The organism is Arthrobacter sp. 01T419 (assembly GCF_056398865.1).
On record NZ_JBFTQF010000001.1, the window covers coordinates 447817 to 473143 of the forward strand.

At 62.7% G+C, this 25327-nt stretch carries 26 protein-coding genes, 1 other RNA gene and 1 riboswitch; of the genes, 15 read left to right on the forward strand and 12 right to left on the reverse strand.

What is annotated here, in order from left to right; all coding sequences use genetic code 11:
* The first annotated feature begins 112 nt into the window (after positions 1 to 112).
* The 7 genes from AC1DLO_RS02160 (at position 113) to AC1DLO_RS02190 (ending at position 7359) form a co-directional block, all read left to right on the forward strand.
* Positions 113 to 628 carry a DoxX family protein gene (locus AC1DLO_RS02160; protein WP_476888625.1) on the forward strand — a complete coding sequence of 172 codons (516 nt, stop codon included), beginning with the start codon at positions 113 to 115 and terminating at the stop codon, positions 626 to 628.
* A 6-nt stretch (positions 629 to 634) separates the two neighbouring features.
* Positions 635 to 2029, forward strand: a complete 1395-nt coding sequence (gene aroA / locus AC1DLO_RS02165) for a 3-phosphoshikimate 1-carboxyvinyltransferase (RefSeq protein ID WP_476888626.1) — start codon at positions 635 to 637, stop codon at positions 2027 to 2029.
* Between the two features lie 2 nt (positions 2030 to 2031).
* Positions 2032 to 3147, forward strand: coding sequence for a ribosome small subunit-dependent GTPase A (gene rsgA, locus AC1DLO_RS02170; protein WP_476888627.1), 1116 nt, complete (start codon positions 2032 to 2034; stop codon positions 3145 to 3147).
* Between the two features lie 94 nt (positions 3148 to 3241).
* A complete protein-coding gene (gene hisN, locus AC1DLO_RS02175; protein ID WP_184737047.1) occupies positions 3242 to 4054 on the forward strand; it encodes a histidinol-phosphatase in 813 nt (270 codons plus the stop codon).
* A 159-nt stretch (positions 4055 to 4213) separates the two neighbouring features.
* A riboswitch (SAM riboswitch) is annotated at positions 4214 to 4326 on the forward strand.
* A 35-nt stretch (positions 4327 to 4361) separates the two neighbouring features.
* The gene (locus tag AC1DLO_RS02180) at positions 4362 to 5789 is read left to right on the forward strand and encodes an aminotransferase class V-fold PLP-dependent enzyme (RefSeq protein ID WP_476888628.1); all 1428 of its coding nucleotides are present in this window, start codon (positions 4362 to 4364) and stop codon (positions 5787 to 5789) included.
* Positions 5790 to 5839: 50 nt separating this feature from the next.
* Positions 5840 to 6616: a class I SAM-dependent methyltransferase gene (locus AC1DLO_RS02185; protein ID WP_476888629.1), complete on the forward strand. Its 777-nt coding sequence runs from the start codon at positions 5840 to 5842 to the stop codon at positions 6614 to 6616.
* A gap of 29 nt (positions 6617 to 6645) precedes the next feature.
* Positions 6646 to 7359, forward strand: a complete 714-nt coding sequence (locus tag AC1DLO_RS02190) for a metal-dependent transcriptional regulator (protein WP_476888630.1) — start codon at positions 6646 to 6648, stop codon at positions 7357 to 7359.
* 73 nt (positions 7360 to 7432) lie between these two features.
* Here the strand turns inward: AC1DLO_RS02190 and AC1DLO_RS02195 are convergent, their stop codons facing one another.
* Positions 7433 to 8878, reverse strand: a complete 1446-nt coding sequence (locus tag AC1DLO_RS02195; protein WP_476888631.1) for an MFS transporter — start codon at positions 8876 to 8878, stop codon at positions 7433 to 7435.
* Between the two features lie 80 nt (positions 8879 to 8958).
* Here AC1DLO_RS02195 and AC1DLO_RS02200 point away from each other — a divergent pair, with 80 nt between their 5' ends.
* A complete protein-coding gene (locus AC1DLO_RS02200) occupies positions 8959 to 9333 on the forward strand; it encodes a hypothetical protein (RefSeq protein ID WP_260404800.1) in 375 nt (124 codons plus the stop codon).
* Between the two features lie 120 nt (positions 9334 to 9453).
* Positions 9454 to 9594, forward strand: coding sequence for a hypothetical protein (locus AC1DLO_RS02205; protein WP_172465476.1), 141 nt, complete (start codon positions 9454 to 9456; stop codon positions 9592 to 9594).
* A 65-nt stretch (positions 9595 to 9659) separates the two neighbouring features.
* Here the strand turns inward: AC1DLO_RS02205 and AC1DLO_RS02210 are convergent, their stop codons facing one another.
* Both AC1DLO_RS02210 and AC1DLO_RS02215 read right to left on the reverse strand, forming a co-directional pair.
* Positions 9660 to 10658 carry a S1C family serine protease gene (locus AC1DLO_RS02210; RefSeq protein ID WP_476888632.1) on the reverse strand — a complete coding sequence of 333 codons (999 nt, stop codon included), beginning with the start codon at positions 10656 to 10658 and terminating at the stop codon, positions 9660 to 9662.
* 125 nt (positions 10659 to 10783) lie between these two features.
* Complete coding sequence (locus AC1DLO_RS02215) at positions 10784 to 11254, reverse strand: MarR family winged helix-turn-helix transcriptional regulator (RefSeq protein WP_476888633.1); 471 nt, start codon at positions 11252 to 11254, stop codon at positions 10784 to 10786.
* A gap of 123 nt (positions 11255 to 11377) precedes the next feature.
* Between AC1DLO_RS02215 and AC1DLO_RS02220 the strand changes: the two genes are divergently transcribed.
* From AC1DLO_RS02220 to menE, 6 genes are all read left to right on the forward strand, one after another.
* Positions 11378 to 12322 (forward strand): SDR family NAD(P)-dependent oxidoreductase, encoded by a 945-nt coding sequence (locus AC1DLO_RS02220; protein ID WP_476888634.1) that lies wholly within the window; start codon positions 11378 to 11380, stop codon positions 12320 to 12322.
* Between the two features lies 1 nt (position 12323).
* A complete protein-coding gene (locus tag AC1DLO_RS02225; RefSeq protein WP_476888635.1) occupies positions 12324 to 13220 on the forward strand; it encodes an amidohydrolase family protein in 897 nt (298 codons plus the stop codon).
* Position 13221: 1 nt separating this feature from the next.
* Positions 13222 to 14442 carry an acyl-CoA dehydrogenase family protein gene (locus tag AC1DLO_RS02230; RefSeq protein WP_476888636.1) on the forward strand — a complete coding sequence of 407 codons (1221 nt, stop codon included), beginning with the start codon at positions 13222 to 13224 and terminating at the stop codon, positions 14440 to 14442.
* A 103-nt stretch (positions 14443 to 14545) separates the two neighbouring features.
* Complete coding sequence (locus AC1DLO_RS02235; protein WP_476888637.1) at positions 14546 to 15001, forward strand: MaoC family dehydratase; 456 nt, start codon at positions 14546 to 14548, stop codon at positions 14999 to 15001.
* Positions 15002 to 15046: 45 nt separating this feature from the next.
* Entirely contained in the window at positions 15047 to 16393 is a 1347-nt protein-coding gene (locus tag AC1DLO_RS02240; RefSeq protein ID WP_476888638.1) for an MFS transporter, read from the forward strand.
* Positions 16394 to 16433: 40 nt separating this feature from the next.
* On the forward strand, positions 16434 to 18002 hold the full coding sequence (gene menE, locus AC1DLO_RS02245) for an o-succinylbenzoate--CoA ligase (RefSeq protein ID WP_476888639.1): 1569 nt from the start codon (positions 16434 to 16436) through the stop codon (positions 18000 to 18002).
* Positions 18003 to 18485: 483 nt separating this feature from the next.
* On the opposite strand, the gene AC1DLO_RS02250 is transcribed toward menE, so the two are convergent.
* The 9 genes from AC1DLO_RS02250 to AC1DLO_RS02290 all read right to left on the reverse strand — a co-directional run bounded on the left by AC1DLO_RS02250 (position 18486) and on the right by AC1DLO_RS02290 (position 25234).
* Entirely contained in the window at positions 18486 to 18704 is a 219-nt protein-coding gene (locus AC1DLO_RS02250; RefSeq protein WP_476888640.1) for a hypothetical protein, read from the reverse strand.
* A gap of 140 nt (positions 18705 to 18844) precedes the next feature.
* Positions 18845 to 19213, reverse strand: a transfer-messenger RNA (tmRNA) gene (ssrA, locus tag AC1DLO_RS02255).
* A gap of 146 nt (positions 19214 to 19359) precedes the next feature.
* Positions 19360 to 19830 (reverse strand): SsrA-binding protein SmpB, encoded by a 471-nt coding sequence (gene smpB / locus AC1DLO_RS02260; RefSeq protein WP_476888641.1) that lies wholly within the window; start codon positions 19828 to 19830, stop codon positions 19360 to 19362.
* A 64-nt stretch (positions 19831 to 19894) separates the two neighbouring features.
* Positions 19895 to 21319 (reverse strand): peptidoglycan DD-metalloendopeptidase family protein, encoded by a 1425-nt coding sequence (locus AC1DLO_RS02265; protein WP_476914387.1) that lies wholly within the window; start codon positions 21317 to 21319, stop codon positions 19895 to 19897.
* Between the two features lie 2 nt (positions 21320 to 21321).
* Positions 21322 to 22236, reverse strand: coding sequence for a permease-like cell division protein FtsX (gene ftsX, locus AC1DLO_RS02270; RefSeq protein WP_476888643.1), 915 nt, complete (start codon positions 22234 to 22236; stop codon positions 21322 to 21324).
* Entirely contained in the window at positions 22233 to 22997 is a 765-nt protein-coding gene (ftsE, locus tag AC1DLO_RS02275) for a cell division ATP-binding protein FtsE (protein WP_184737017.1), read from the reverse strand. Before ftsE ends, ftsX begins: the two co-directional genes overlap by 4 nt.
* A 163-nt stretch (positions 22998 to 23160) precedes the next feature.
* Positions 23161 to 24276 carry a peptide chain release factor 2 gene (gene prfB / locus AC1DLO_RS02280; protein ID WP_184737015.1) on the reverse strand — a complete coding sequence of 372 codons (1116 nt, stop codon included), beginning with the start codon at positions 24274 to 24276 and terminating at the stop codon, positions 23161 to 23163.
* 65 nt (positions 24277 to 24341) lie between these two features.
* Positions 24342 to 24755, reverse strand: coding sequence for a hypothetical protein (locus AC1DLO_RS02285; RefSeq protein ID WP_476914396.1), 414 nt, complete (start codon positions 24753 to 24755; stop codon positions 24342 to 24344).
* Positions 24756 to 24841: 86 nt separating this feature from the next.
* Complete coding sequence (locus AC1DLO_RS02290) at positions 24842 to 25234, reverse strand: hypothetical protein (protein WP_476888645.1); 393 nt, start codon at positions 25232 to 25234, stop codon at positions 24842 to 24844.
* Positions 25235 to 25327: the final 93 nt, after the last annotated feature.

Here is a 25327-nt window from a genome sequence, read left to right on the forward strand (position 1 = left end):
GCAAATATTCCACAAAGATGCAAGACTAGACCCGACTGCACGCCGTGAACACTGCACCACTCGAACGCAGCACCACCTGACCACTGTGGCAAGCCATCCAGGAGGCAAAAACATGTCCCTCGTCCGTTTTCTCGCCAGGCCAATGTTGGCTTCCAGCTTTGTTGTCGCAGGGCTGGACAAGCTCAAGAACGCGGATGACACTGCCAAGCAGCTTTCCCCGCTGCTCCGCCGTGCCTCGGAGTCGTTGCCCTTCCCGACGGACGAGAAAATGCTGGCGCGCGTCATCGGCGGCACGCAGGTAGGCGCGGGCGCCTTGCTCGCCCTCGGCAAGTGCTCCCGGTTCTCGGCCACGCTTCTGGCTGGCATCTCGGTCCTGAACACTTTTGTTGAATGGCGTTCAGCCGACATCAGCACCAAGGAAGGGCGGCTCGCCCGCCGCGCCCAGTTGCTCAAGAACATTTCCCTGACCGGCGGCGTGCTGCTCGCTGCCGTGGACACCGCAGGTAAACCCAGCCTCGCGTGGCGCGCCGAGCACCTCGCCATGGACGCCAAGCAGGCCACCGGTAAGCAGCTCAAAAAGACAGACCGTGCCGTTCGCAGGGCCGTAGACACCGCAGTTGGAGCATAAGGAAGCATGCCAGGAACCCCCGCCACGCAAACAGATGAATCAGGCAGCACCACCGCCTCCGCACTCCCCCTGTGGCCAGCGCCTTTCGCGGACCACCCCGTGGATGCCACGGTTACTGTTCCTGGTTCCAAGTCGTTGACCAACCGCTACCTCGTTCTGGCGGCATTGGCCGATGGCCCGTCCCGCTTGCGCGCACCCCTGCACTCGCGGGACTCCGCCCTGATGGTCGAAGCCCTGCGCAAGCTTGGCGCCACCGTTACCGAAGTCCCCGGCGACGGACAGTACGGGCCGGACCTGGAAATCACCCCAATGGACGCGGCTGCAGCCGCTCCTGAGTCCGCCATCGACTGCGGCCTTGCTGGCACAGTCATGCGCTTTGTGCCGCCCCTTGCTGCCCTCCGCAACGGTGTTTCGGTGTTCGACGGCGATCCGCACGCTCGCAAACGTCCCATGGGCACCATCATCGAAGCCCTCCGAACGCTCGGAGTAGAAGTCAGCGCCGTGGACGGGCAGAACACCGCTTCCTTGCCGTTCAGGGTTTCCGGCACCGGTTCCGTACGCGGTGGCCACCTCGTGATCGATGCGAGCGCCTCTTCGCAGTTCGTCTCCGCCTTGCTGCTGGTGGGTGCCCGTTTCGAAGAAGGCCTGCACCTGGAACATGTGGGCAAGCCCGTGCCGAGCCTAGACCACATCAACATGACAGTTTCGGTCCTGCGCGGCGTCGGGGTACAGGTGGATGACTCCGTGCCGAACCATTGGCGCGTGGCCCACGGCACCGTCCGTGCCTTCGACGAGAGAATCGAGCAGGATCTCTCCAACGCTGGTCCGTTCCTCGCGGCGGCACTCGCCACCAAGGGAACCATCCGCATACCCAATTGGCCGGCCAACACCACGCAGGTCGGCGACCTTTGGCGGGACATTCTTGCCACCATGGGTGCCACTGTCACGCTGGACAACGGCACGCTGACAGTAACGGGCGGCTCCGAAATCCTGGGGGCCGACTTCGACGAAACCAGCGAACTCGCCCCAACGGTCGCGGCACTGTGCGCTTTGGCCTCGGGCCCTTCCCGGCTCACTGGCATCGCGCATTTGCGCGGCCACGAAACGGACAGACTTGCTGCGCTGGTTGCCGAAATCAACCGACTTGGCGGCGACGCCGAGGAAACCAGCGATGGCTTGGTGATCCGGCCCGCAAAGCTGCACGCCGGCGTCGTGCACAGTTACGCCGATCACCGCATGGCGACCGCGGGCGCAATCCTTGGGCTCGCCGTCGAGGGCATCCGGGTTGAAGACATCGCGACCACTTCCAAGACCATGCCCGAATTCCCGCACATCTGGGCCTCAATGCTCAGCGGTGGCCCGACGCCGGCGGACGCCGGCTCAACGGAGACAAGCAACTAACGATGGCTCGCGACGCACGTTCCTGGGATGAGTCCGATGTCCGGATCCGACCCAACAAGAAGGGCACACGCCCCCGCACGAAGGACCGCCCCAGCCACGACGATGCCGTGATCGGGCGCATCATTACAGTCGACCGCGGCCGCTACACGGCGGTGGTGGGCGAAGGCTCGGGCAACGAGCGCGTCGTCATTGCTGCCCGAGCCCGGGAACTTCGGCGCTCCCCCGTGGTTCCAGGAGACTTCGTTGCACTCGTGGGCGATGTGACCGGAGCCCCGGACACCCTCGCCCGCCTCGTGCGCGTCGAGGAGCGAAAGACCCTCCTGCGGCGAAGTGCCGATGACACGGATCCCATCGAACGGGCCGTCGTGGCAAATGCCGACCAGTTGGTGGTGGTTGTTGCGGCCGCCAACCCGGAGCCGAGGACCGGATTCATTGACCGCGCCTTGGTGGCAGCGTACGACGCCGGAATCGAGCCGCTGCTGCTCGTCACCAAAGCGGACGTCAAGGATCCGACGGAACTGCTCGCCAACTATGTGAGCCTTGGCTTCCCCATCATCATCAGCCGGACCGCCGACGCAGGCGCTTCGGGCATCGATGCCCGTTCCGACGACGGCTTGTCCGCCCGGCTAGATGGCGACGCTGTCGGTCAGTTGCGGGACTACCTCGACGGTAAGGTGACCGTGCTCCTGGGCCATTCCGGCGTCGGGAAGTCCACCATGGTGAATGCCCTCACTGGCGCCGAACGCGCCACGGGCGGGGTCAACGCGGTGACAGGGCGCGGGCGGCATACTTCGTCCTCTGCCCTTGCCCTGAAGCTCACCAACGCCCCGGGCGGCAGCTGGATCATCGATACGCCCGGCATCCGCTCCTTCGGCCTGGCTCATGTGAACCCGGATCGCATCCTGCACGCCTTCCCGGATCTGGAACCTGGAACCGAAGCGTGCGAGCGGGGCTGCAAGCACGATGCCACCGCGGTCCGTTGCGGTCTGGATTCCTGGGTCGCTGATGGCCACGCCGGCGAGGCCGGCCCCGCCCGCTTGGCGTCGCTGCGCCGGCTCCTCGGCGCGGACCCGCGCATGGAAGCCCAAGAGGCCAAGGAATTGGGCACTGTCAATTAACAGCACGATCGATTAACAGCACCGTCAACTGACTGCGCGCCGCTTGCCGTCCTACCTCCCCGGTTCACGGGCGAATAGACGGTAGTTTGGAACCATGACCCAACCCGATTCGAGCTACAACGACGACCTTCGGTTGGCCCATGTCCTGGCCGACTCCGTCGATTCCCTGACAATGGAGCGGTTCAAGGCACTGGACCTCCAGGTGGAGACCAAACCCGACCTGAGCCCGGTGACCGATGCCGACAAGGCTGCCGAGGAAGCAATCCGCGGGCAGCTCTCCCGTTCCCGCCCCCGCGACGCCGTTCTCGGGGAAGAATTCGGCAGCACCGGCCACGGCTCGAGGCGTTGGATCATCGACCCCATCGACGGGACCAAGAACTTCGTGCGTGGCGTACCCGTCTGGGCAACGCTGATCGCCCTCGTGGACGAGGGCGAAGTAGTGGTGGGACTTGTCAGTGCTCCGGCGCTCGGCAAGCGCTGGTGGGCTGCCAAGGGCTCGGGCGCCTATATGGGCCGGTCACTTGCCGCTGCCACCCGGCTGAAAGTATCCAATGTGTCACGGCTTGAGGATGCCTCGCTTTCCTACTCCGAACTTTCCGAGTGGAAGCAGCACGGTTCCCTCGACAACTTCCTCGGACTGGAGAATGATGTCTGGCGCAGCCGCGCCTACGGCGATTTCTGGTCCTACTGCCTCGTGGCGGAGGGCGCCGTGGACATCGCCGCCGAGCCGGAACTCCAGCTTTACGACATGGCGGCCCTGGTGCCGATCGTGACCGAGGCCGGCGGACGCTTCACGTCCCTCGAAGGCGCGGACGGCCCCTTCGGCGGCAATGCCGTAGCCACCAACTCGATCCTGCACTCCGAGGTCCTCAAACGACTCAACCCCGAGCTCGACGACCTGCTCTGAGCCCCTTGCTCACTGAATAATCGACGGCGGACGTCCCATTTTCGGGACGACCGCCACTTTTTCTTCGGCAGAAGGCACATTTTCCGGCCACCGTAATAATCCGCTTAACAATCGGAGTCACATTGGAACCCGCCTTGCCGGTGTCCTAGTCTCTTTACAGGTCACGAGTGCCAGCGCGAAACCCCGGTTTGCTGGCCGGCAACCCTCCATCGCGGCGGGGTGCCCCGGGTGACGACCCGGCCGGTCCGGAACGGATGCGGCAAGCGCGGATCCCCTGCACGCAGGGGTCCCTCTTGAGTGAGGTCCCATGAGCACAGCCACGTTCACTTCTCCCACCGTCTCCGAATTCGACGGAGAAGCCCAGCACAACAAATCAGCCCGCCCGTCTCCGGCATCACGCCCACTCGCCGCGGTCACCGGCGCCGAATTGCAGGCACCCTTGATCCAGGGCGGCCACGTCCGCTACGCCAACCTTGACTACGGCGCCTCGGCACCCGCGTTGACAGTGGTTTCCGCGTACCTCAACGAGATCCTGCCGTACTACGCGAGCGTCCACCGGGGCGCAGGCTACGCATCCCAGATCAGCACCTCGGTCTATGAAAACGCCCGCAACATCGTCCGTGATTTCGTTGGCGGGCGGGCAGACGATTCCGTCATATTCACGCGCAACACCACCGATTCCCTCAATCTTCTGGCCGGCTGCTTGCCGGTTGAGGACGGTCGGCACACTGGGGAAGTCCTTTATCTGGACATCGAACACCACGCCAATCTCTTGCCGTGGCAAGGCGTCCCCCACCGCAGCATCGTTGCCGCGGGAACCTTGGCCGAGACTATCGCCAATGTGCGCACCGCCCTCTCCCACGGGGGCATCAGCCTCCTGGCAGTCACCGGCGCGTCGAACGTGACCGGTGAGATCCTGCCCATCAAGGCTCTCGCTGCCCTGGCGCACGAATTCGGCGCGCGGATTGTGGTGGACGCGGCGCAGCTCGCCCCGCATCGCCGGATCGACATTGCCGCCACGGATGTTGACTACTTGGTTTTCTCGGGGCACAAGCTCTATGCGCCGTTCGGTGCAGGCGTCCTGGTGGGTCGTCCCGACTGGCTCGACGCCGGCACACCCCACCTTGCTGGAGGCGGCGCAGTCCGCGAGGCACGCCTTGACTCCGTCAGCTGGGCGACGGGACCGGCCAGGCACGAAGGCGGCTCCCCGAACGTACTCGGTGCTGCCACCCTTGCACGGGCTACCCAGGTCATCGCCAGCCTCGACCATGACGAGTGGCACGCCCACGAAGCCGCCATCCGCTCCCATTTGATTGACGGCCTCAACGAGATCGACGGCGTGACCGTCCACCAGATCTTCAGCGACACCGATCCCCAGGACACCATCGGCGTGGTCAACTTCTCGCTCCAGGGCTACGACGCAGGCCTCGTGGCGGCCTATCTTGCGGCCGAGCACGGCATTGGCCTGCGCGATGGGCGCTTTTGCGCCCATCCGCTGCTCAAGCGCTTGGGCCTCCCGTCCGGATCCCTGCGGGCCAGTTTCGGCGTGGGGTCACGGCTGGAAGACGCGACCCGGCTCATCGCGGGCATCCAGGCGCTCAAGAGCAATGGCCTCGGCTGGGATTACGTCGTGGACGCCGGCCGTTGGGTGCCTGCAAACGACCACCGCAGCTACCCGGAGTGGGCTCCCAACACCCCCGGGACCGCGGGCGCAGCTCCCTGCAGCACTGACTGATTGCGGTAGATTCGTAGGGTATTTTTCATGTCCTACGAAGGAGTTGCTACGTGGCCCCGCGACACAAAGGCACCTCGGCCGGCCCCAAGCTCTACGAGGAACGGCGCCTTGAGCTCGGTCAGAGTTTCCAGGACGGCGGGGAACATTATGACCGCGTCCGGCCCGGGTACCCCGCGGATTCGGTCGATTGGCTGCTGCCGGAAGGGGCACGGGACGCGGCGGACCTGGGAGCCGGTACCGGAAAGTTCACTGCGCTCCTGGTCGAGCGCGGGCTGAACGTCTCTGCGGTGGACCCTTCCACTGACATGCTCACGCAGCTGCGCAAGGCGTTTCCCCAAGTGGTCGCCTTGGAGGGAACGGCTGAGGCAACTGGACTGACGGACTCAGCATTCGACGTCGTCAGCGTTGCCCAAGCGTGGCACTGGTGCGATTCCCTCGCAGCCAGCACCGAGATTTCTCGGATCCTCCGGCCCCACGGTGTTGTCGGCTTGATTTGGAACCAGTTGGACACTTCGGTGCCCTGGGTCCACCGTTTGTCCCGGATCATGCATGCTGGCGATGTCCACAAGCCAGACTTCCGTCCTGTTGTGGGCCCGGAGTTCGCTGGCCTCGAAAGCCACGTGACGCGTTGGGAGGATCCTGTAACGCCGGCTGACATCCTCGAACTGGTGAAGTCCCGAAGTTATTACTTGAGGGCGAATGACGCCACCCGGGCCAAGGTCATGGGGAATCTCGGCTGGTATCTCTTCGAGCATCTGGGTCACACTGAGGGCGAGGTCATCCCCTTGCCGTACCTCACGCAGAGCTGGCGGGCGTGGAAGGTCTGAGGCCGCCGGTTCACGATAGGCTTGGAACCGTGAAGACCAGTGCGCCCTCCTCCTCGATCGAGGACTACGTCAAGGTCATCTACTCCTTCACGGAGTGGCAGGACAAACCCATCACGTCCTCGCAGCTGGCACAGCGGCTAGGCGTCGCCAATTCCTCCGTCTCGGAGATGGTCCGCAAGCTCAAGGACCAAGGCCTGGTGGACCACCAGCCCTACAGCGCCATTACTTTGACGCCCCAAGGAATGCAGCTTGCCCTCGGCATGGTCCGCAGGCACCGCCTCATCGAGACCTACCTCGTGCGGGAATTCGGCTATAGCTGGGACGAAGTCCATGACGAGGCCGAAATGCTCGAGCACGCCGTCTCGGACACCTTCATCGATCGTATGGCAGCCAAGCTGGGCAATCCCGGACGGGATCCCCACGGTGACCCCATCCCCGCAGCGGACGGTTCGGTGACCTTGCCGCACGCGCACCGAATGATCGAGCTCGACGACGGCCACTCAGGGAAGATCACCCGGATCAGCGACGAAAACCCCGAGTTGCTGCGCTACCTGTCCGCCGAGGAAATCGACCTTGACGCCAGTATCCAAGTGATTGGCCGCAAACCGTTCGGAGGCGCCCTGGTGGTACGGATCGGCAAAGGTCCGGGCAGTCGCGACTACGATCTCGCCGATGAAGTCACCTCCGCACTGTGGGTGGCGACGGACACCGCTCACGAAGGTTGCGTCCTCGCGGAACGCTGACCAAACTGTCGCTGGACCGCAGTCACTGGAGCGGTCTGCGTCTTGGAAAGCACTGCGTCTTGGAAAGCACTGTTCAGGCGCGCCGGGCTGCCGTCCCGCCGTCGTCGGGGGCTGGACCTTCCGGAGATTCCGTCACCGCAGGGGCCAAAACCGGGTTCCGGATCCCGACGGCGGATGCCGCCGCCCCGATGAAGAACAGCACAGCGGTGACCACCACCGCATTGATGAGACCTTGGCGGCTGAAGACAGGGCCGATGATGAGCCCGGCGAACGCGATGCAGATCAAGCCTGCAATACGTGCTACCGCGTTGTTCACCGCGGAGCCGATCCCTGCCTCTTCGGTGGGAACGGCCCCCAGGATCGCAGCGGTGAGGGGCGCCACCAAGGTGCTGAGGCCGATTCCGAACACGATCTGCCCGGGTAGCACTTGCGTCCAGTAGTTCAAGGGCTCCTGGACCGCCATGGTCATGAGGAACCCGATTCCACAGATGAACGGACCCGCCGTCATGAACCACCGCGGACCGTACTTGCCGGCCAGCCCGCCGAAGAACGAGGCCGTGAGCATCAGGATCACAGTCGCGGGAAGCAGAGCGATGCCGGCCGTCGTGGCCTTCATTCCTCCGACTTGCTGCAAATAGATGCCCACCGCAAAGAATCCCAGCGAGAGGGCACCATAAATCGCCAGCGTGGCCAGGTTTCCCCAACCGAAGTTGCGGATGCCGAAGAGCCGGAGGGGCAGCATTGGCTCCGGGGTCCTGGCTTCGTGGATCAGGAACAGGGTCATCCCGACCACCCCGACCGCGAGGGGCATCCAGACCAGCATGTTCCCCCAGCCCATCCGCCCCTGTTCAATGAAGGCGTAGACCGGGCCACCGAGTCCCACCATGGCCAGGAAGGCGCCAAGATAGTCGATCCTCTTGTTCCTGTCCGTGGCGGCGTCGGACTTCCGCAACCCCGCCAAAATCGGCCAGACGGCGACCGCCGGAATCACGTTGATGAAGAAGATGACGCGCCAGGACAACAGATCCACCGAGGCGCCACCGATGAGCGGGGCCACGATAGCTGCCGCGCTGGTCCAGCCGGACCACTGGCCGATCGCCTTGGACTGCGCCGGTCCGGAGAAGAACGTGACAATCATGGCGAGCGAACTCGGAACCAGGAGTGCTCCGGCGATCCCCTGCAGGGCCCGTGACACCACAAGCACCTCCCCGTTCCAGGCGAGCCCGCAGATGATGGACGTCATGGTGAAACCGGCGAGTCCCCATTCCAGGATCCGCGCACGTCCGAAATGGTCGGACAAGGATCCGGCAACCAGGATCAGCGCGCCCAGGGTCAAGAGGTAGGCATCCACCACCCATTGCTGGATGACGAGTCCACCACCCAGCTCGCGGCCAATCGCCGGGAGCGCGAGGTTCACTACGAAGCCATCCAAAATGGCGATGAAGGAAGCCACAATAGCTACAACAAGGACCCGCTTTTGCAGCGGAGTGCTTGGCAGCAGGGCCGCTGCGTCGGTCATGAGCACAGCCTACGCCTGCCTGTCCACTGGCGCCGTGATTCCTCCGGGGTTCTGCCACGGCGATAGTCCCGTATCGTTGAATGGTGATAAGCAGACGTGACGCCGCACTGGCCCTTGATATTTCGATGGAAATGGCCCAACGCCACGGCATCCCGTCCAGGCTTTCAAAAGCCGAACTGACCGAGCTGCAGGACAACCCACCGCAGTGGCTCGTCCAATCGCGCGCCAACCGCACCGGCAAGCGTCCCGTCTGGGTTCACCTGAGTTGTGTCGTGTGCGGTTACACCGAGGCTGCCCGTCCCAAGAAGTGGTGGCCGGAGTTCACCTACGTTTTCTGTGGGCACCACCGGAACAGCGAGGTTCCCGGAATCCTGCCCGGAGAGGTCCGCAGCGAGTACGAAGGAATCGGCTCGCGGTTCGTGGGCATAGTGGACGTCCCGGCGTCGGAAGCCTAGCTGTTGGTCCGTTTGGCGGCCGGTTGCTTTCGGCCGAAACAGGCGTAACTTACAAGGAGAGGGCCTTTCAGGACCCTCTTTGCAGGATCTCAGGGAAGATCCGTAGTTAGGGAGCATGACATGCCTGACAAAGCGCCTCACCAGCACGAGACGAAGAAGAGTATCAAGTCCATCAAGGAAAAACGGGCCGTGAAGCGTGCCAAGCACGAATCCGACGCTGCCGTGGATCCCGTGGCCCATTTGAGGATGAGGAAGAAGTAACAGAAAACCGGGGCCATCAAGGCCCCGGCTTTCTGGCGAACCGGCTTTCTACGGAACTGGCTCTTTCATGAGTCCGCGTCGGTCATTTCGCTCGGTACGGCAACGATTTGATGGATCTTGCCGTCGCGCAAGACCGTCAGGGGGAATGGCTCCCCTATCGCCTGCGAAAACAGGAGCTTCTGAAGGCTCTCCGCACTGGACACGGCCCGTGACTGCGCGCTGAGGACCAAATCGCCCGCAATCAGTCCTGCGCGCTCTGCCGGAGACCCGCCGATGACTTCCACTACCCGGAGCGCTTCCTTTTGGCCTGTCCGGATCACCGCACTTGCTTCCAACGGAATAGGGGTACTGACCAGGCCCAGGTATGCCCTGCGTACCCGACCGTCCCTGAGCAAGGCGGCGATGATCCGTTGAGTGGTGGTATTGATGGGCACGGCAAGCCCGAGGCCCAGGCCCGCCACGGCGGTATTGATTCCAACAATCCGCCCCTTGGTGTCGGCCAAAGCTCCCCCGGAATTGCCCGGATTCAACGCTGCGTCGGTCTGGATGACGTCTTCGATGACCCGGCTGTGCCGGCCAGACCTGACCGGAATTGAACGGCCAAGTCCGCTGACAACGCCGGCAGTCACCGATCCTGCGAGCCCTAGCGGGTTGCCCACGGCGATCACCAACTGGCCCACGTGCAAGGATTCCGCGTTACCCAAGATGGCAGGCGGCGGGGTGCGATGCCCCCGAACGATGGCGAGGTCGGACAGAGGATCCGCACCCACAAGTTCGACGTCGGTGTGTGTTCCGTCGGCGAAGATCGCCCTCCCGGAGCGGAGACCGGAGACCACGTGGGCATTGGTCAGCATGTAGCCATCCCCCGTGAACACTACGGCCGATCCGCTTCCGATCCTCACTTGGCCGTTCCTGCGCGCGCTGCTCATCTCCAACGCGGCAACATGCGGCGTGACGGTTTCCGCCACGTGCATGACCGTCCGCGAGTAGGCGTCCAAGGCTTCGTCGTCCGATGGGGCGTCAGGGATGTCTTCGGGAAAAGCTTCTTCCGGCAACGTACTCATCGCGCACCTCCTGTAACCGATGGTGTCTATATCAACGAATACACTGCCGCGGTTAGTCCGTTCCGGCCTACGCCGTGGGTGAACGACGGTTGGCACCCCACCCCAGCAGGCCTAACCCAGAGCGCCTAACCCCATAATGCCTTGCGCAGCAACACCTTGAGCTCGGCGGCTTCTTCGTCTGAGAGCGCCGCGAGCACCTCGGACTCCGCGCGCCGGGCAGCAACGGCTGCTTGGGCGAGCAGCTGGGTCCCTTGCGCCGTAGCCGTCACCGTCTTGGCCCGGCGGTCCTGCTTGCCCGGTGCCCTGGACACAAGCTTCCGCTTTTCAAGCTCGTCCACCAAGGCGACGATCTGGCTGGGGTCAAGGCTGAGGAAGCCCGCCAATTCCCGCTGGGTAGGCTCCAGGCCGCTGTTGGCCAGGATCAGGACCGAGTAAGACCTCTCTTTGAGGTCGAACTCAGCAAGCGCCCGGTTATTCAGGACCGAGCCGCCGGCATGGAGCTTTGCCAGGAGGAAACCCACGTCCTGGCTGATAGGAGCGGCGAGCAGCCGGTCTTTCGTGGCAGCCTGTTGCTCGTCCTGCGCCTCGATCGTCATAACAAACTCCAATAATCTTCAAAATCAATCGTTGACATTTTCAACTATACGTATTTTCATGGATACAGAACAGCATCCCACGCCCAGGGCTTGGATGCACGGGGATCGAGCAAAGGAGCAGCGATGAGCCTGTCAGGAAAAGTAGCGATTGTCACCGGAAGCGGTCGGGGCCTGGGGCTTGCTTACGCCCGGGAACTCGCCCGTCAGGGCGCGGCGGTGGTCATCAACGACGTCGACGCCGAGGTCGCCGGCGAAGCCGTCCGGACCATCGAGGCCGACGGCGGCCGGGCACTCGCCGTCGTCGCTCCCGTAGGCAGCACAGAAGCAGCGAAGCAGCTGGTGGAAGCGGCTGTCGCAGAATTTGGCCGTCTGGACATCCTGGTCACGAATGCCGGCATCCTGCGGGACAAGAGCCTGCTGAAGATGACGGACGAAGACTTCGACCTGGTCATCAACGTCCACCTCCGCGGCACTTTTACTTGCGCCCGCGAAGCATTCGGCTACTTCAAGGAGAACGGCATCGCTGGCCGCATCATCGCCATCGGTTCCCCGACGGGACAACGCGGCAACTTCGGCCAGAGCAACTACGCCGCCGCGAAGGCCGGAATCGTGGGCATGGTCCGGACCTGGGCGCTGGAAATGAAGAAGGCCGGCGTCACCGCCAACGCGGTGATCCCGGTGGCCGCCACGGCGATGACCAAGACCGTCCCTTACTTCCAAAAGGCAGTAGAGGCGGACGAGCGCGGCGAGGCCATGCCCCACTTCTTCCGCCACGAGCTCGGCTTTGGGACAGCCGATGACGTCTCCGGGCTCATAGCCTTCCTCGCCTCTGACGAAGCGGCCCGCATTACCGGCCAGGCCATCGGCGCCGGTGGAGACCGCCTCCAGCTGTGGACCCACCCTGAAGCCGCCGCGACTGAATACCGGGAGGGCGGCTGGGGTTACGAGGACCTCGTAGAGAACTTCGGCACGCTGTTCGGCGACAAGCTACAGAGCGTCGGTGAGGAATTCCTGCCGCTGCCTGAGGATCTGCGGCCCGAAGCCGCCGCCGCGGCACAGGTCCGCTGACATGGCCGCGCCCCAACGCTACGAGCTCGGCATCGACGCCTCAAAACTTGACGCGATCGACATGCACGTCCACCTCGAAGTGGACGGCCACGGCCACGAATCCCTGCCACCGGCCCTGACGGAAGCTTCCGCCAAGTACTTCAAGGCCGAGGACCGCACGCCTTCGCTGGACCGGATCGCGGAGGTGTACCGCGAACTGAACATGGCCGCCGTCGTCTTCACTGTGGACGCCCGCACGCAGCTCAAGCACGAACCGAACAGCATCCCCGAACTGATCGCGGGAGCCGCGAGGAACAACGACGTCCTGATCCCGTTCGGCAGCGTGGATCCCCGCACCGGGGCCGAGGCCATACAGGGTGCCAAGCACCAGGCGATCGACCTCGGTGCCCGCGGCTTCAAGTTCCACCCCAGCCTGCAGGGCTTCGACCCCTCGAACGAACAGTACTACCCGCTCTGGGAAACCCTGCAGGAACTGGGCCTCCCGGCGATTTTCCACACAGGCCAGAACGGCATGGGTGCCGGTCTTCCCGGCGGCTACGGCATCAAGCTGGCCTACTCCAACCCGCTCCTGCTCGACGCCGTGGCCGCGGACTTCCCCGGACTGCAAATCATCATGGCCCACCCCTCGGTCCCCTGGCAGGATGAAGCCAACTCGATCGCCACGCACAAGTCCAACGTGTTCATCGATCTCTCGGGCTGGTCCCCGAAATACTTCCCGGAGTCACTGGTGCGCATGTCCAACTCGGTACTGCAGGACAAGGTCCTGTTCGGCACGGACTTCCCCCTCATCACCCCGCAGAAATGGCTGGCCGCTTTCGCCGACCTCCCGCTCAAGGACGAGGTCAGGCCCAAGATCCTCAAGGACAACGCGGTGCGCCTGCTCGGGCTGGGCGGCTGAGATGAGCCTGGAGATCCGTGTGGAGCCAGCGGCGGAGCGCCTCTACGGCGTCTGCGACTATTACGACGCCGAGTCCCTCCTCACCGAGGACGAGCGCCGGGTCCTGGGCCGCTTGCGCGACTTCCTGGACCGTGAAGCGAAGCCATTGTTGGCCGACTACTGGGAACGGGGCGAGTTCCCTGCCCAGTTGGCCCGGCCACTCATCGATCTGGACCTGATGGAACCGGCCGAACTCACGGGCCCCGGGCCAGAGCGCAGTCCGGCCCGCGGAATCTACCAGGGCTTCAGGATCTTCGAACTCGCCCGCACGGATGCTTCGCTGGCCACGTGGTACACGGCACAAGCCGGCCTCTTCCGCACCGCTATCCGCGTGGGCGCCTCGGCGGAACAGCAGGCCGAGTGGATGCCACGGGTTGTCGACTTCTCGCTCAAGGGCGTCTTCTCCCTGACGGAACCGGAATCCGGCTCGGACATTGCCGGCGGACTCTCTACAACTGCCCGCCGCGACGGCGACAACTGGATCCTCAATGGTGCCAAACGTTGGATCGGGGGCGCTTCGACGGCGGATGTCCTGGCAGTGTTCGCCCGGGATGTCGCGGACGGTCAAGTCAAAGCGTTCCTCGTGGACCGCGAGGCCGCCGGAGTGACGCTGGAGAAGATCCACCGGAAGACCTCGTTGCGGATGATGCAGAACGCCCACATCACACTCGACGGCGTCCGTGTCCCTGAATCCATGCGTCTGCACGGGGTGAATTCCTTCAAGGATGTGGCGGTGATGCTCCGCGCGATGCGCTCCGATGTAGCTTGGATCGCCACCGGCATCCAGGCCGGCGCCTTCGAAGCAGGCCTCCGCTACGTCCGCGAGCGCCGGCAGTTCGGCCGCCCGCTGGGTTCTTTCCAGCTGGTGCAGGAGAAGCTGGCCCGCATGCTTGGCAACCTCACGGCAAGCATGTCCCTCGTGGTCAGGCTGACCGAACAGCAGGCCCGCGGGATCTACCGCGACCAGGACTCCGCGCTCGCCAAGATGCAAAGCTGCCTGGCTATGCGGGAAACAGTCGCCCTGGCGCGCGAGCTGGCAGGCGGCAATGGAATCACGCTCGAGAGTGATGTTGCCCGGTTCCACGCCGACGCCGAAGCCGTCTACTCCTACGAAGGAACACACGAAATCAACGCCCTGATCGTTGGGCGCGCACTTACGGGCGAGAGCGCCTTCGCGCGCTAGTTGCGCTCGAAGTCCGCCAGCTCGGCACGATGGCAGGCCGCCCCCGCAAAGCGAGTCACGCCGTCGTAGTTCTTCCACAACCTAACCACCACAGGAGGCAACAATGCCCAATCTCGTCGTCGACTTCGACAAACTGCTCACCCTTGCCGGAACCGATCTCGGTGTCACCGAATACCGCGAAATCACCCAGGAACAGATCAACAAGTTCGCGGACGCCACCGGGGATGACCAGTGGATCCATGTCGATCCGGAACGCGCCAAGGACGGCCCGTTCGGCGCCCCGATCGCCCACGGCTTCCTCACGCTCTCGCTCGTCATCCCGTTCTGGGGCGAGCTGTTCGACGTCGAAGGTGTCACCACCAAAGTGAACTACGGCTTGGACAAGGTCCGCTTCACGTCCCCGGTCAAAGTGGGCGCGCGCATCCGTATGCAAGCCACCATCGCGGAAGTCTCCGAAGTCAAGGGCGGCGCCCAGATCAAGGTGGCCAACACTATCGAAATCGAAGGCCAGGAACGCCCGGCAGTCGTGGCCGAATTCCTCGCCCGCTTCTACAGGTAGCCCGCTACTTCTAACGCCCCCACCCCTCTGCCTTAAGGAACAACGATGTCCCAAATATCGCAGCTTCAATCCATGGACGCGGCCACGCGGCGCAAGGAAGCACGCACCGTCATTGCTTCCAGCTACCTGGGCAGCACCATCGAGTACTACGACTTCCTGCTCTATGCCACAGCCGCAGCCGTGGTCTTCCCGAAGGTCTTCTTCTCGGGAATGGACGACTGGGTGGGAGTGGTGGCAGCCTATGGAACCTTTGCCGCAGGATACGTGGCCCGTCCGTTGGGTGGCGTCATCTTCGGGCACTTCGGCGACAAGCTGGGACGAAAGGGCATGCTCATCGTCTCCATGCTAGTCATGGGCCTGGCATCTGCGCTGATCGGGTTGGTCCCTGATGCCTCGGTGGCCGGACCGTGGGGTGCCGTCTTACTTGTTGTGCTCCGGGTATTCCAAGGGATTGCCGTGGGCGGTGAGTGGGGTGGAGCCGCCTTGATGGCGTTGGAGCATTCCGAGTCTGGGAAGCGCGGCTTCGCGGCCTCGTTCGTGAATGCCGGAGCCCCGTCAGGCGCCGTGCTGGGAACCCTCATCATGGGCGTCTTTTCGGCCCTGCCAAACTCCCAGTTCCTTGTCTGGGGCTGGCGCGTTCCCTTCCTGCTCTCGTTCGCCTTGCTGGCAGTGGGCATGTTCGTCCGGCTCAAGGTTTCGGAGAGCCCGATCTTCAAAGCCGCCATCGAACAGGAACGGGCGGCCCGGAACGCGGACAACCGCGCCGCGAGGCCCGTCATCCCGATCCTTCAGGTGCTCCGCCGGCCCAAGACCCTCATCTTCACCATGCTGGCCGGGGCCGCCGGCTTTGCCCTCCAAGTGGTGCTGGCAACGTTCGCGGTCACCTTCGCCGTCTCCAAGGGCGCCGACCGCCAAGGAGTGCTGTACGCCTTCGCCGGTGCTTCTTTCATTTCCATAGCCTTCGTGATCCTTGGCGGCAGGCTCTCGGACAAGCTGGGCCGGAGGCCGGTAATGATCGGTGGACTCGTGCTCTTCATCGCTTATCTGGTTCCGATGTTCCAGCTGTTGTCCTCGAACAACGTCTTCCTGATATTCGTCGCTTTCACCGTGGGCCTGATGATCCACTCAACCCTTTTCGGGCCGCTGGCGGCATTCGTGTCCGAGCAGTTCGGCACCACGTCCCGCTATACGGGAGCCTCGCTCGGTTACCAGCTCGCCACGCTCCTCGGCGCGGGATTCACGCCGGGGATCGTGGCCCAGATCTTCAAGGACTCGGGCCAGAATACGGGCTCGGTGGTCTTTTATCTGGCTGCGATGTCCGTGGTCTCCATCATCTTCATCCTGTTGACCCGGGAATCGAAGAACAACGATTTGCAGGCCGTCCGGCCGTGAGGCCGGGAAAGGTCTAGCTTGGGAATAAGAAAGGACCGTCATGGAGAATTTTGGCATCGGTTCGTGGCTGCAGCGTCGCCGCCCGAAGTCCGGCAGCAAGATTGCGCTGGTCTCCGGAGACCGCCAACTCAGCTATGAGGAATTTGCGGAACGATCGGACAGGCTAGCCAACGCCCTCAAATCCGGGGGTGTTGCCAAGGGCGACAGGGTGGCCTATCTCGGTGAAAACCATCCTGCCTTCCTGGAAACGCTTTTTGCTTGTGGGCAGCTCGGGGCGATCTTCGTACCCCTCAACACGCGATTGGCGCCGCCGGAAATCACCTTCCAGCTTGCGGACTGCGGTGCCGTTGCGCTGATCCACTCGGCGAGCCTCAACGGCCTTGCGGCCAGCGGCGCGGAAGGCACCCGCGTGAGCCGGCGCGTCGTCGTCGGCGACTCCTTCCCGGGCGAGGGTACCGCCGCTTCCGGCGACAGCGGACGCGGGAGCAGGACGGCGCCGGAAGACTATGAGGACGTCGTCGCCTCGGGGGCGCCGCAGCATCTGGACGAAGAAGTAGGGCTCGACGACGGGGCCATGATCCTCTACACCTCCGGCACCACCGGTCGACCGAAGGGGGCGCTGCTGACCCACGGCAACATTACGTGGAACTGCATCAACGTGATCGTCGACTTCGATTTCTCCTCCGCCGACGTGGCCCTGATGATCTCGCCGATGTTCCACGTCGCCTCACTCGATATGGGAGTGTTGCCTACGTTCCTCAAGGGCGGAACCGTCGTCCTGGAATCCAGGTTCGATCCCCAACACACCCTGGAACTCATCGAGCAGCACCAAGTCACCACGATCAGCGGAGTGCCCACCACCTACCAGATGCTCTGCGAGCATCCGGCCTGGCCGACGTCGGACCTTAGCTCCCTCAACAAGCTGACCTGCGGCGGATCGGCAGTTCCGATGCGCGTCCTGGAAGCGTACGAGGCACGCGGACTGCGCTTCTCTAACGGCTACGGAATGACCGAGACGGCGCCGGGCGCCACCACGTTGCCCGCCGCCAGGTCCCGGGACAAGGCGGGCTCGTCGGGGCTCCCGCACTTCTTCAGCGACGTCCGGATCGCCGACGTCGCAGGGGGGATTGCCGGGCAGGGCACAGTCGGGGAAATCCAGATCAAAGGCCCCAACGTCATCCACGAATACTGGGGGCGGCCCGAGGCAACGGCTGAATCCTATGAAGACGGCGGCTGGTTCAAGTCCGGAGACATGGGTTATAAGGACGCTGACGGATTCGTCTTCGTTTCGGACAGGCTCAAGGACATGATCATCTCGGGCGGCGAGAACATCTATCCCGCCGAGGTGGAACAAGCGATCAGTGAACTCGACGCCGTGGGCAGCGTGGCAGTCATCGGCGTGCCGGATGAGAAGTGGGGAGAGGTGCCACGCGCCGTGGTGGTCCTCCGCGAAGGAGCCTTATTGACCGAGGACGAACTCAAAGAACACCTAGCCGGCAAACTGGCGCGCTACAAGATCCCGAAGACCGTGGTGTTCGTGGACGACATGCCGCGAACGGCCAGCGGAAAGATCCGCAAGAGCGAACTCCGCCGGAGCACCGTTTCCTGACATGCCGCCTTCGGGCATTCTCGGAATTGAGCACCGGCCGGGCGCCTTCGCAACGCCCAAACTGGTTAACAACCGCGACGGCGGCGTCGCTACGGGTGACGCGTAGGAAATCCCAAAAACAAGTATTGACCACTCGCGACAGCAGCTATCCGCACTTCTACTCTGGCGCCTAGCGTCCATGCCACGACCGATGGGCATGATTTTCGCGACTGAGTCCAGACTGCGGATGGGTCCAGAGCGAAAGGCGGCATCCGCAACCATCAGGAATTGGGGCAAATCATGATGACGTTGAGGCTGATTCTGACCCAGCTTGCTAGCGCCCACATTCAAGGACAAATACAAGGTGGATGGGTGGATGGACTGCCCACTGTTCAAGAACCACGATCGGTGCATCGCCTAAGTAGGCACAAGGACTGACTCCGTACTCGGTCCGCCTCCCGGACTAGGCCGCCGGGGCACGGGCCTTTCGTAGCAATGCCGGGCTTAACCGAGGTGCTGGGATTGGGGGCGAACTTGGACGGGCAACAATGGATCTGGGTTGTGATGGTGCTTGTTGGAGCAGCCGTAGTAGCGGCCGTGATGGTCTTTGGACGCCAGCGACGGACGCTGATCGATCGCAAACGCGTTGCCGAAGATCGCGACCAGGACACTGGAAACCCCCAGGACATCGACGAGGCGGGCGACGAACCGGGGCCTCAGCATCCGGAATCCTAAGACCACCGAAAACAGGCAGCGAGTCGGCGCGACTACCAGGCCAGACAAAGAAAAACACCCCGGTCCGAAGACCGGGGTGTAACCGATGACCCGACTCATCCGTGAAGGATGTCTCGACTCATCACAAAAAGTGGAGATGGGGGGAATTGAACCCCCGTCCGATGTCGTGTTGTCAGGGCTTCTCCGGGCGCAGTTCGCGTCGGATTTTCTCGGCCCCAGCTATCCTGCGAACAAGTAGCTGATCCGGGCCCAGTCATCTAAGAGTCCCGTTTGCCTCGATGACGAAGGCAAACAGCAGTGGCTATCTAAATGACGCCAGGATCCGGGGCAATAGCAACCTCGGGCTGACGGACTGTCTTACTGCTTAGGCAGCAAGAGCGAAGTCAGTGCGCTTAGAATTGGCACTTATTGGTTTGCAGACAGCGTTTACGAGATAATTCTGCATCCTCGGCCCGCTTCACCTGTCGCGACTAACATCGTCGAAACCGATCATCCCCGTATTTTGTTATCAATCCCTGCAGGATCACGATTGCCCAAGAGCAACCACGCAACACTTCCTGCCGGGTTAACCATCATAACGCACAGCGGCACCGGAACATTCCGGGACACGCCCTACCGTACCCGCTGATGGATCCTTACTGAACTAACGGCGGTTTCGCTCGCGCAGTTCGCGCAGCGATTCGCGCTTGTCCTGCTGCTCACGCAAGGTCTGTCGCTTGTCGTAGTCCTTCTTGCCTCGAGCCAGAGCGATCTCGACTTTGGCGCGTCCATCTAGGAAATACAGCTGGAGCGGTACTACCGTCAAGCCCGTTTCGCGGATCTTGCCGGAAATCTTGTTGAGTTCCTCACGGTGAAGCAGCAGCTTACGACGCCGGCGGGCGGCATGGTTGGTCCAGCTCCCTTGGTTGTACTCAGGGATGTGGATGCCTTCCATCCACAACTCGTCGTTGTAGAAGGTACAAAAGCCATCGACCATGGAGGCATGACCCTCACGCAAGGACTTTACCTCTGTTCCCATGAGGGCAATTCCTGCCTCATAGGTATCCAATATGTGGTAGTCGTGCCGGGCCTTGCGATTGGTGGCCACTACCTTACGGCCACTGTCCTTGGGCACGGTAGAACTCCTTGGTTGTCGAAGAATCACACTAGTCTACGCCAGCGGAAGCCTGCCGCGTGGGCTATAGAAGGTTCATGGGATCTACAGCCTGACCATTTACCCAAGTTTCAAAATGCACGTGGCAACCAGTGGAGTTACCCGTCGTACCCGAGTAAGCGATGAGCTGGCCTTGGCTCACCTGCTGCCCGGAAGAAACCACCACGCTGGTGTTGTGGTAGTAAATGGTGGTCAGGGAGTCGCCATTGATGACCCCGTGCGAGATCTTGACCCGGTTGCCACCGCCGTCGTTCCCCCAGCCGGCCGAAAAGACCGTGCCAGCCGCGGCCGCATACACGGGGGTGCCGCAAGGCGCACCGAAGTCGATGCCGGTGTGCATGTAGCCGCCCTGGCCGTAGAAATCGATGGTTCCAGGCGGCGTCGCGCGCCAACCGAACCCCGAGGTGATGGGAATATTCCCGGGTACCGGGTGGATCAGGCCGAAGTTCGAGCGTGGATTGCTCGCTGGTGGGACGTAGGGCTGCGGGGCCTGGCCCTGGGCCTGCGCGGCAGCCGCCGCAGCTGCGGCCAGTCGCTGTTGTTCGGCCAACCATGCTTCACGCAGCTTGCGATCCCGCTCCGAGATTTCTGCAGCGACGGAGTCCTGCATCGCCTTCACTTGTTGGAGCTGGGCTTGGATCCCGGGCTTGGCTGCTTGAAGCTGGCTGTTGAGGCGGGTGGTATCGGCAATGAGCTTGTCCACCTCCGCCTTCTTGGCAGCGGCATCATCACGGGCTGCCCTTTCACGCTCGAGTGCGGCATCTGCTTTCGCCTTGAGATCCCGGATTTCCTGTTCCACGGCGGCGAGCCGGGCCTGGGAGTTCACGTTCGTGGCGCTCTGCTGCGTCAATTTTGTCATAGCGGCGTTCTGGCTGCGCATCGCCTGGTTGGCGAGGTCCATGGTTTCGGTGAGGTTGCCGCCGTCGTTCGATCCGAACAGCAGAGCAACGTTCGTGGGAACACCTCCGGATTTGTACGCTTGAGCCGCGATCTGGCCGATGAGCTTTTTGGTGTCAGTGATCTTTTGCTTGTCGTTCTCCAGCTGCGCCGTGATCTGGGCTTTGCTCTGCTGCGCCAAATCCACCCGGGCGGCGAGTGCATCGGCTTCCTTGACGGCCGAAGCGACCCTGCCCTGCGCTTCGAGGAGTGCCTGTTGCGCTCCGGGGAGCCTGCCTTGGTAGACCACGAGGTCACCAGCCGCTTTCGCGATGTTAGCGTCAACAAATTCCAGCGACTGTTGAACCCGAGCCGATTCCGCGTTGAGGGCGGCCTGCTGGTCATCGAGGTCATCGGCGCGCGCCAAAGGCGCGGTGCCCAAACTCGCAGCCAGTGCAATGGCCAGCACAGAACCGGCAACCTTGGCACGTCCGCTCACCATGCGTAGCCGCAGGGAAGCCTGGTACTTGCGGTTCATCGACCGTCCTGTTCGCTGGGGATCACTGCGATTCATTGCTACACCTTGAGGTATCGGCGAAGGGTGAGGAGGGAAGATATCCCGGCCAAGCCGCCGCCCAACGCTATCAGGACCGGCGCTATCACGAGTACCTGGGTCGAGGAAATAAATGGAGTATTCAGGAACTGTTTCGACAAGTCTCCGTTGAGCCAGAATTGGGCCACCAGCCACAGTGTCCCCGAGGCTAGCACGGCTCCAACGACGGCGGCAATGACGCCTTCGAGAATGAACGGCAGTTGGATGATGGTCTTCGATGCCCCAACGAGGCGCATGATGCCGGTCTCCCGTCGCCTGCTGAAAGCGGACAGCCTGATGGTTGTGGTGATGAGCAGGACCGCGCAAAAGATCATGACCCCTGCGACCACCATCGCCGCCACGGATGCGCCGTTCATCCACTCAAAGATCCTTTCGAGGACCTGACGCTGGTCGCTGACGGTCTCCACTCCGGCCTGGGAGGAGAATGTCTCGCTGATGATCTGGTACTTCTCGGGGTTTTTCATGTTGATTCGGAACGACGCCGGAAGCTGATCCTGGGTCACCGAGTCAACAATCGGAGAGTTGGAGAACTGTTCCTTGAAGTGCTTGAACGCCTCGGCCTGGGACTCAAATTGGTAGTCATTGATGTACGGCTTCACTGCCGGAGATTCGAGCATCTTGGCCAAGTTGTCCCGCTGCTCTTTGGTCACCGCACCCGAAGCGCAGCCCGTGGCCGTCGAAGAGTCATTGCAGAGGAAAATGGCAACCTGGACTTTGTCGTACCAGTAACCCTTCATCTGGTTGATCTGCATCTGCAGCATGCCGGCCGCCCCGACGAAGGTGAGGGACACAAAGGTCACCAGCACGACGGAAATCACCATAGACAGGTTTCGGCGCAGACCGCTGCCGATCTCACCCAGGATAAACGCGAGCCTCACTGCTGACCCCCCTGGGCACGGTCGAGTTCGGCACCGCTTGCATCCTTTAGGCGGCGGGACTCCCCCACCACGGGGATCATCGAGGTGTAGAGCGCCTTGGCTTCATCGCGAACCACCACACCGTTCCGGAGCTCCACCACGCGCTTGCGCATCTCGTTCACAATGTCGTCGTCGTGGGTGGCCATGACCACCGTGGTGCCGTTTTGATTGATCTTGTCGAGCACGCCCATGATGCCCATGGAGGTGATGGGGTCCAGGTTTCCGGTCGGCTCGTCCGCCAGGAGGATGCCGGGCCGATTGACGACGGCGCGGGCGATCGCCACGCGCTGCTGCTCACCACCGGAGAGCTCATGCGGCATGCGGCGTTCCTTGCCCTCAAGCCCAACAGTTTTCAGTACTTCCGGAACGGTCTCCCGGATGATGCTCCGGCTCTTGCCGATCACCTGCATGGCGAAGGCAACGTTTGCGAAAACGTTCTTCTGCGGCAACAAACGGAAATCCTGGAAAACGACGCCGATGCCGCGGCGAAGCTTAGGGACGCGCCAGCTTGAAATGTTGGCCACGTTTTGGCCGGCGACGTAGACCGAACCGGATGTTGCCCGGTCTTCCTTCAGAATGAGTCGTAGAAACGTCGACTTGCCGGAGCCTGAGGCCCCGACGAGGAAGGTGAATTCTCCACGGTCAATCTCAAGGTTGACGGCGTCCAGCGCCGGACGGGCATTGGGGTCGTAGACCTTGGTGACATTCTCAAATCGGATCATGACTCTTCAGAACCCCGCCAGACATGCCACGTTCAGCTAGTCCAACCGCCAGCGCACGGGCTTTCGATGGGGGAAGTTGAGCGCCGGCTCTTCGACTATACGCACGCTCCGCTACGGAATTGCAGGCTTGGTAGGGTGTGTCGCCCAATCGGGCGGTCGGTGCCTAGTCCGCGGCGTTGCGGTTGCCGGTGCGCCAGCGGATACCGGCGTCGATGAAATCGTCGATGTCGCCGTCGAGCACCGCTGATGTGTTGCCCACTTCGTATTCAGTGCGCAGGTCCTTGACCATCTGGTATGGATTGAGCACGTAGGAACGCATCTGGTCGCCCCACGAAGCCTTCACATCCCCAGCGAACGCCTTCTTCTCAGCATCCTCCTGCTCCTTCTTCAGCAAGAGGAGTCGCGATTGGAGCACGCGCATGGCGGCAGCGCGGTTCTGCAGTTGCGACTTCTCGTTCTGCATGGACACCACAATCCCGGTGGGAATGTGGGTCAGGCGCACAGCGGAGTCCGTAGTGTTGACGGATTGTCCCCCAGGACCGGACGAACGGAAGACATCCACGCGGATCTCGTTGTCCGGGATGTCAATCGAGTCGGTCTGCTCAATGAGCGGGATAACTTCGACTGCGGCGAAAGACGTTTGCCTGCGGCCTTGGTTGTCGAAGGGGCTGATGCGGACAAGCCGATGCGTTCCGGCTTCCACGCTGAGGGTACCGAAGGCGTAAGGCGCCTTGACCTCGAAAGTGGCTGATTTGAGGCCCGCTTCTTCCGCATACGAGGTGTCCATGACGGTGGTCGGGTAGCCATGACGTTCCGCCCAACGCAGGTACATCCGCATGAGCATCTCGGCGAAATCTGCCGCATCAACGCCGCCTGCGCCCGCACGGATAGTGACCACGGCTTCGCGTTCGTCGTATTCACCCGAGAGCAGGGTAACCACTTCAAGTTCCTTGAGGGCCTTGCGGACCGACTCGAGTTCCGTGGCGGCCTCGACCATGGACGCGTCATCGTCCTCATCCTGGCCGAGCTCGACAAGGACTTCGAGATCGTCGATGCGGTCAGCGAGCCTGTTCAACCGCTCAAGCTCCGACTGCCGGTGGGACAACTTGGACGTAATCACCTGCGCCGAGGAAGGATCGTCCCAGAGGTTCGGCTCACCAGCTTGCTCGCTCAGTTCTGCGATCTCTTCCTTAAGCTTCTCAACGTCGGAAACCTGTTCGATGGAGCGGTAGGTGGAGCGAAGCGCGCGGATTTCTGCGGGAAAGTCAATCTCAGCCATGGTTGTTCCAGAGTACGCCATCCGTTGGCTGACATGGTGCGAGCCTCGACGTGTGACGGCTTGCCTTAGCGTGTCAGTCGAGAACGCGCGGTGGAGCGGGCTTCGATTGGAATGCCTTCGGGAAGCAGGAAACTCACCACTGGCGGATGGGCAACCGCACTGAGCACCACTTCAGCCGTGGCACTGTCCGGACTTCCTGTGTCCTGTCCAACAGCAAGTTGATCGAACCGCGAATAGGCACTGTTTTGGCTAAGGTATGTCTCGGTAACGCTGCGAACCCTCTCGTTGCTGAGGAGGGCCGAGGGCTTTTCCGCACCGCCTACCACTTGGCCAAGCGAATAACTGTCCGCCGCCGCCACCGAAGCTCCGTCGGCCATGGAGAGGAGCTTCTTGTGTTCTATGTAGACCGCGGAAGCCGCGGCAACGACCGTTGCCAGCAACAATGCAATCGCCACGTAGCCGATGGTCAGGACCATCATTTGGCCTTCTTCGTTGTCCTCCGGGCGGGCCTTTGCGTTCGCCTTTGCGCGGGACCTCAGCGCCTCCGTGTTCGGGGAAACGCCGGTCACCGAAACCGTCCGACGATTTGCGTGGCAGACGCTTTCAGATGCGCGGCATCCAGGCTCAGAGCCTCGCCGAAGGGCACCATCGGCAACGGTACCTTGAGCTTGACCGTAACCGTGACCGCCGTCCCGGCAGACAAGCAATCGTCACGGTCGCACGCAATGTCCACGGTGGCCTGCTGGGCCGAATGCCCATAATCGGCAAGAGTTAGCAGCGCAGCCTGTTCAGCGGCGACACGGCCTTCGGAGGTGTCTTTCCTCGCCACGTAAACTTTGGCGGCCTGGTCCGCCGCACCAACGACGGCGAACGAACCACCCTGGACCTGCCCGATGGTAACGATGAAATAGACAATCGGAACCATGAGGAGGAGGGACAAAAGGGTGAACTCGACCACTGCGCTCCCGCGCTCAGAGTCACACTCCGCAGAGGGGTACTCCGCAGAGGGGCATTCCGCAGAGGGGCACCTTTGGCCGTTGCTGTCCGGCCC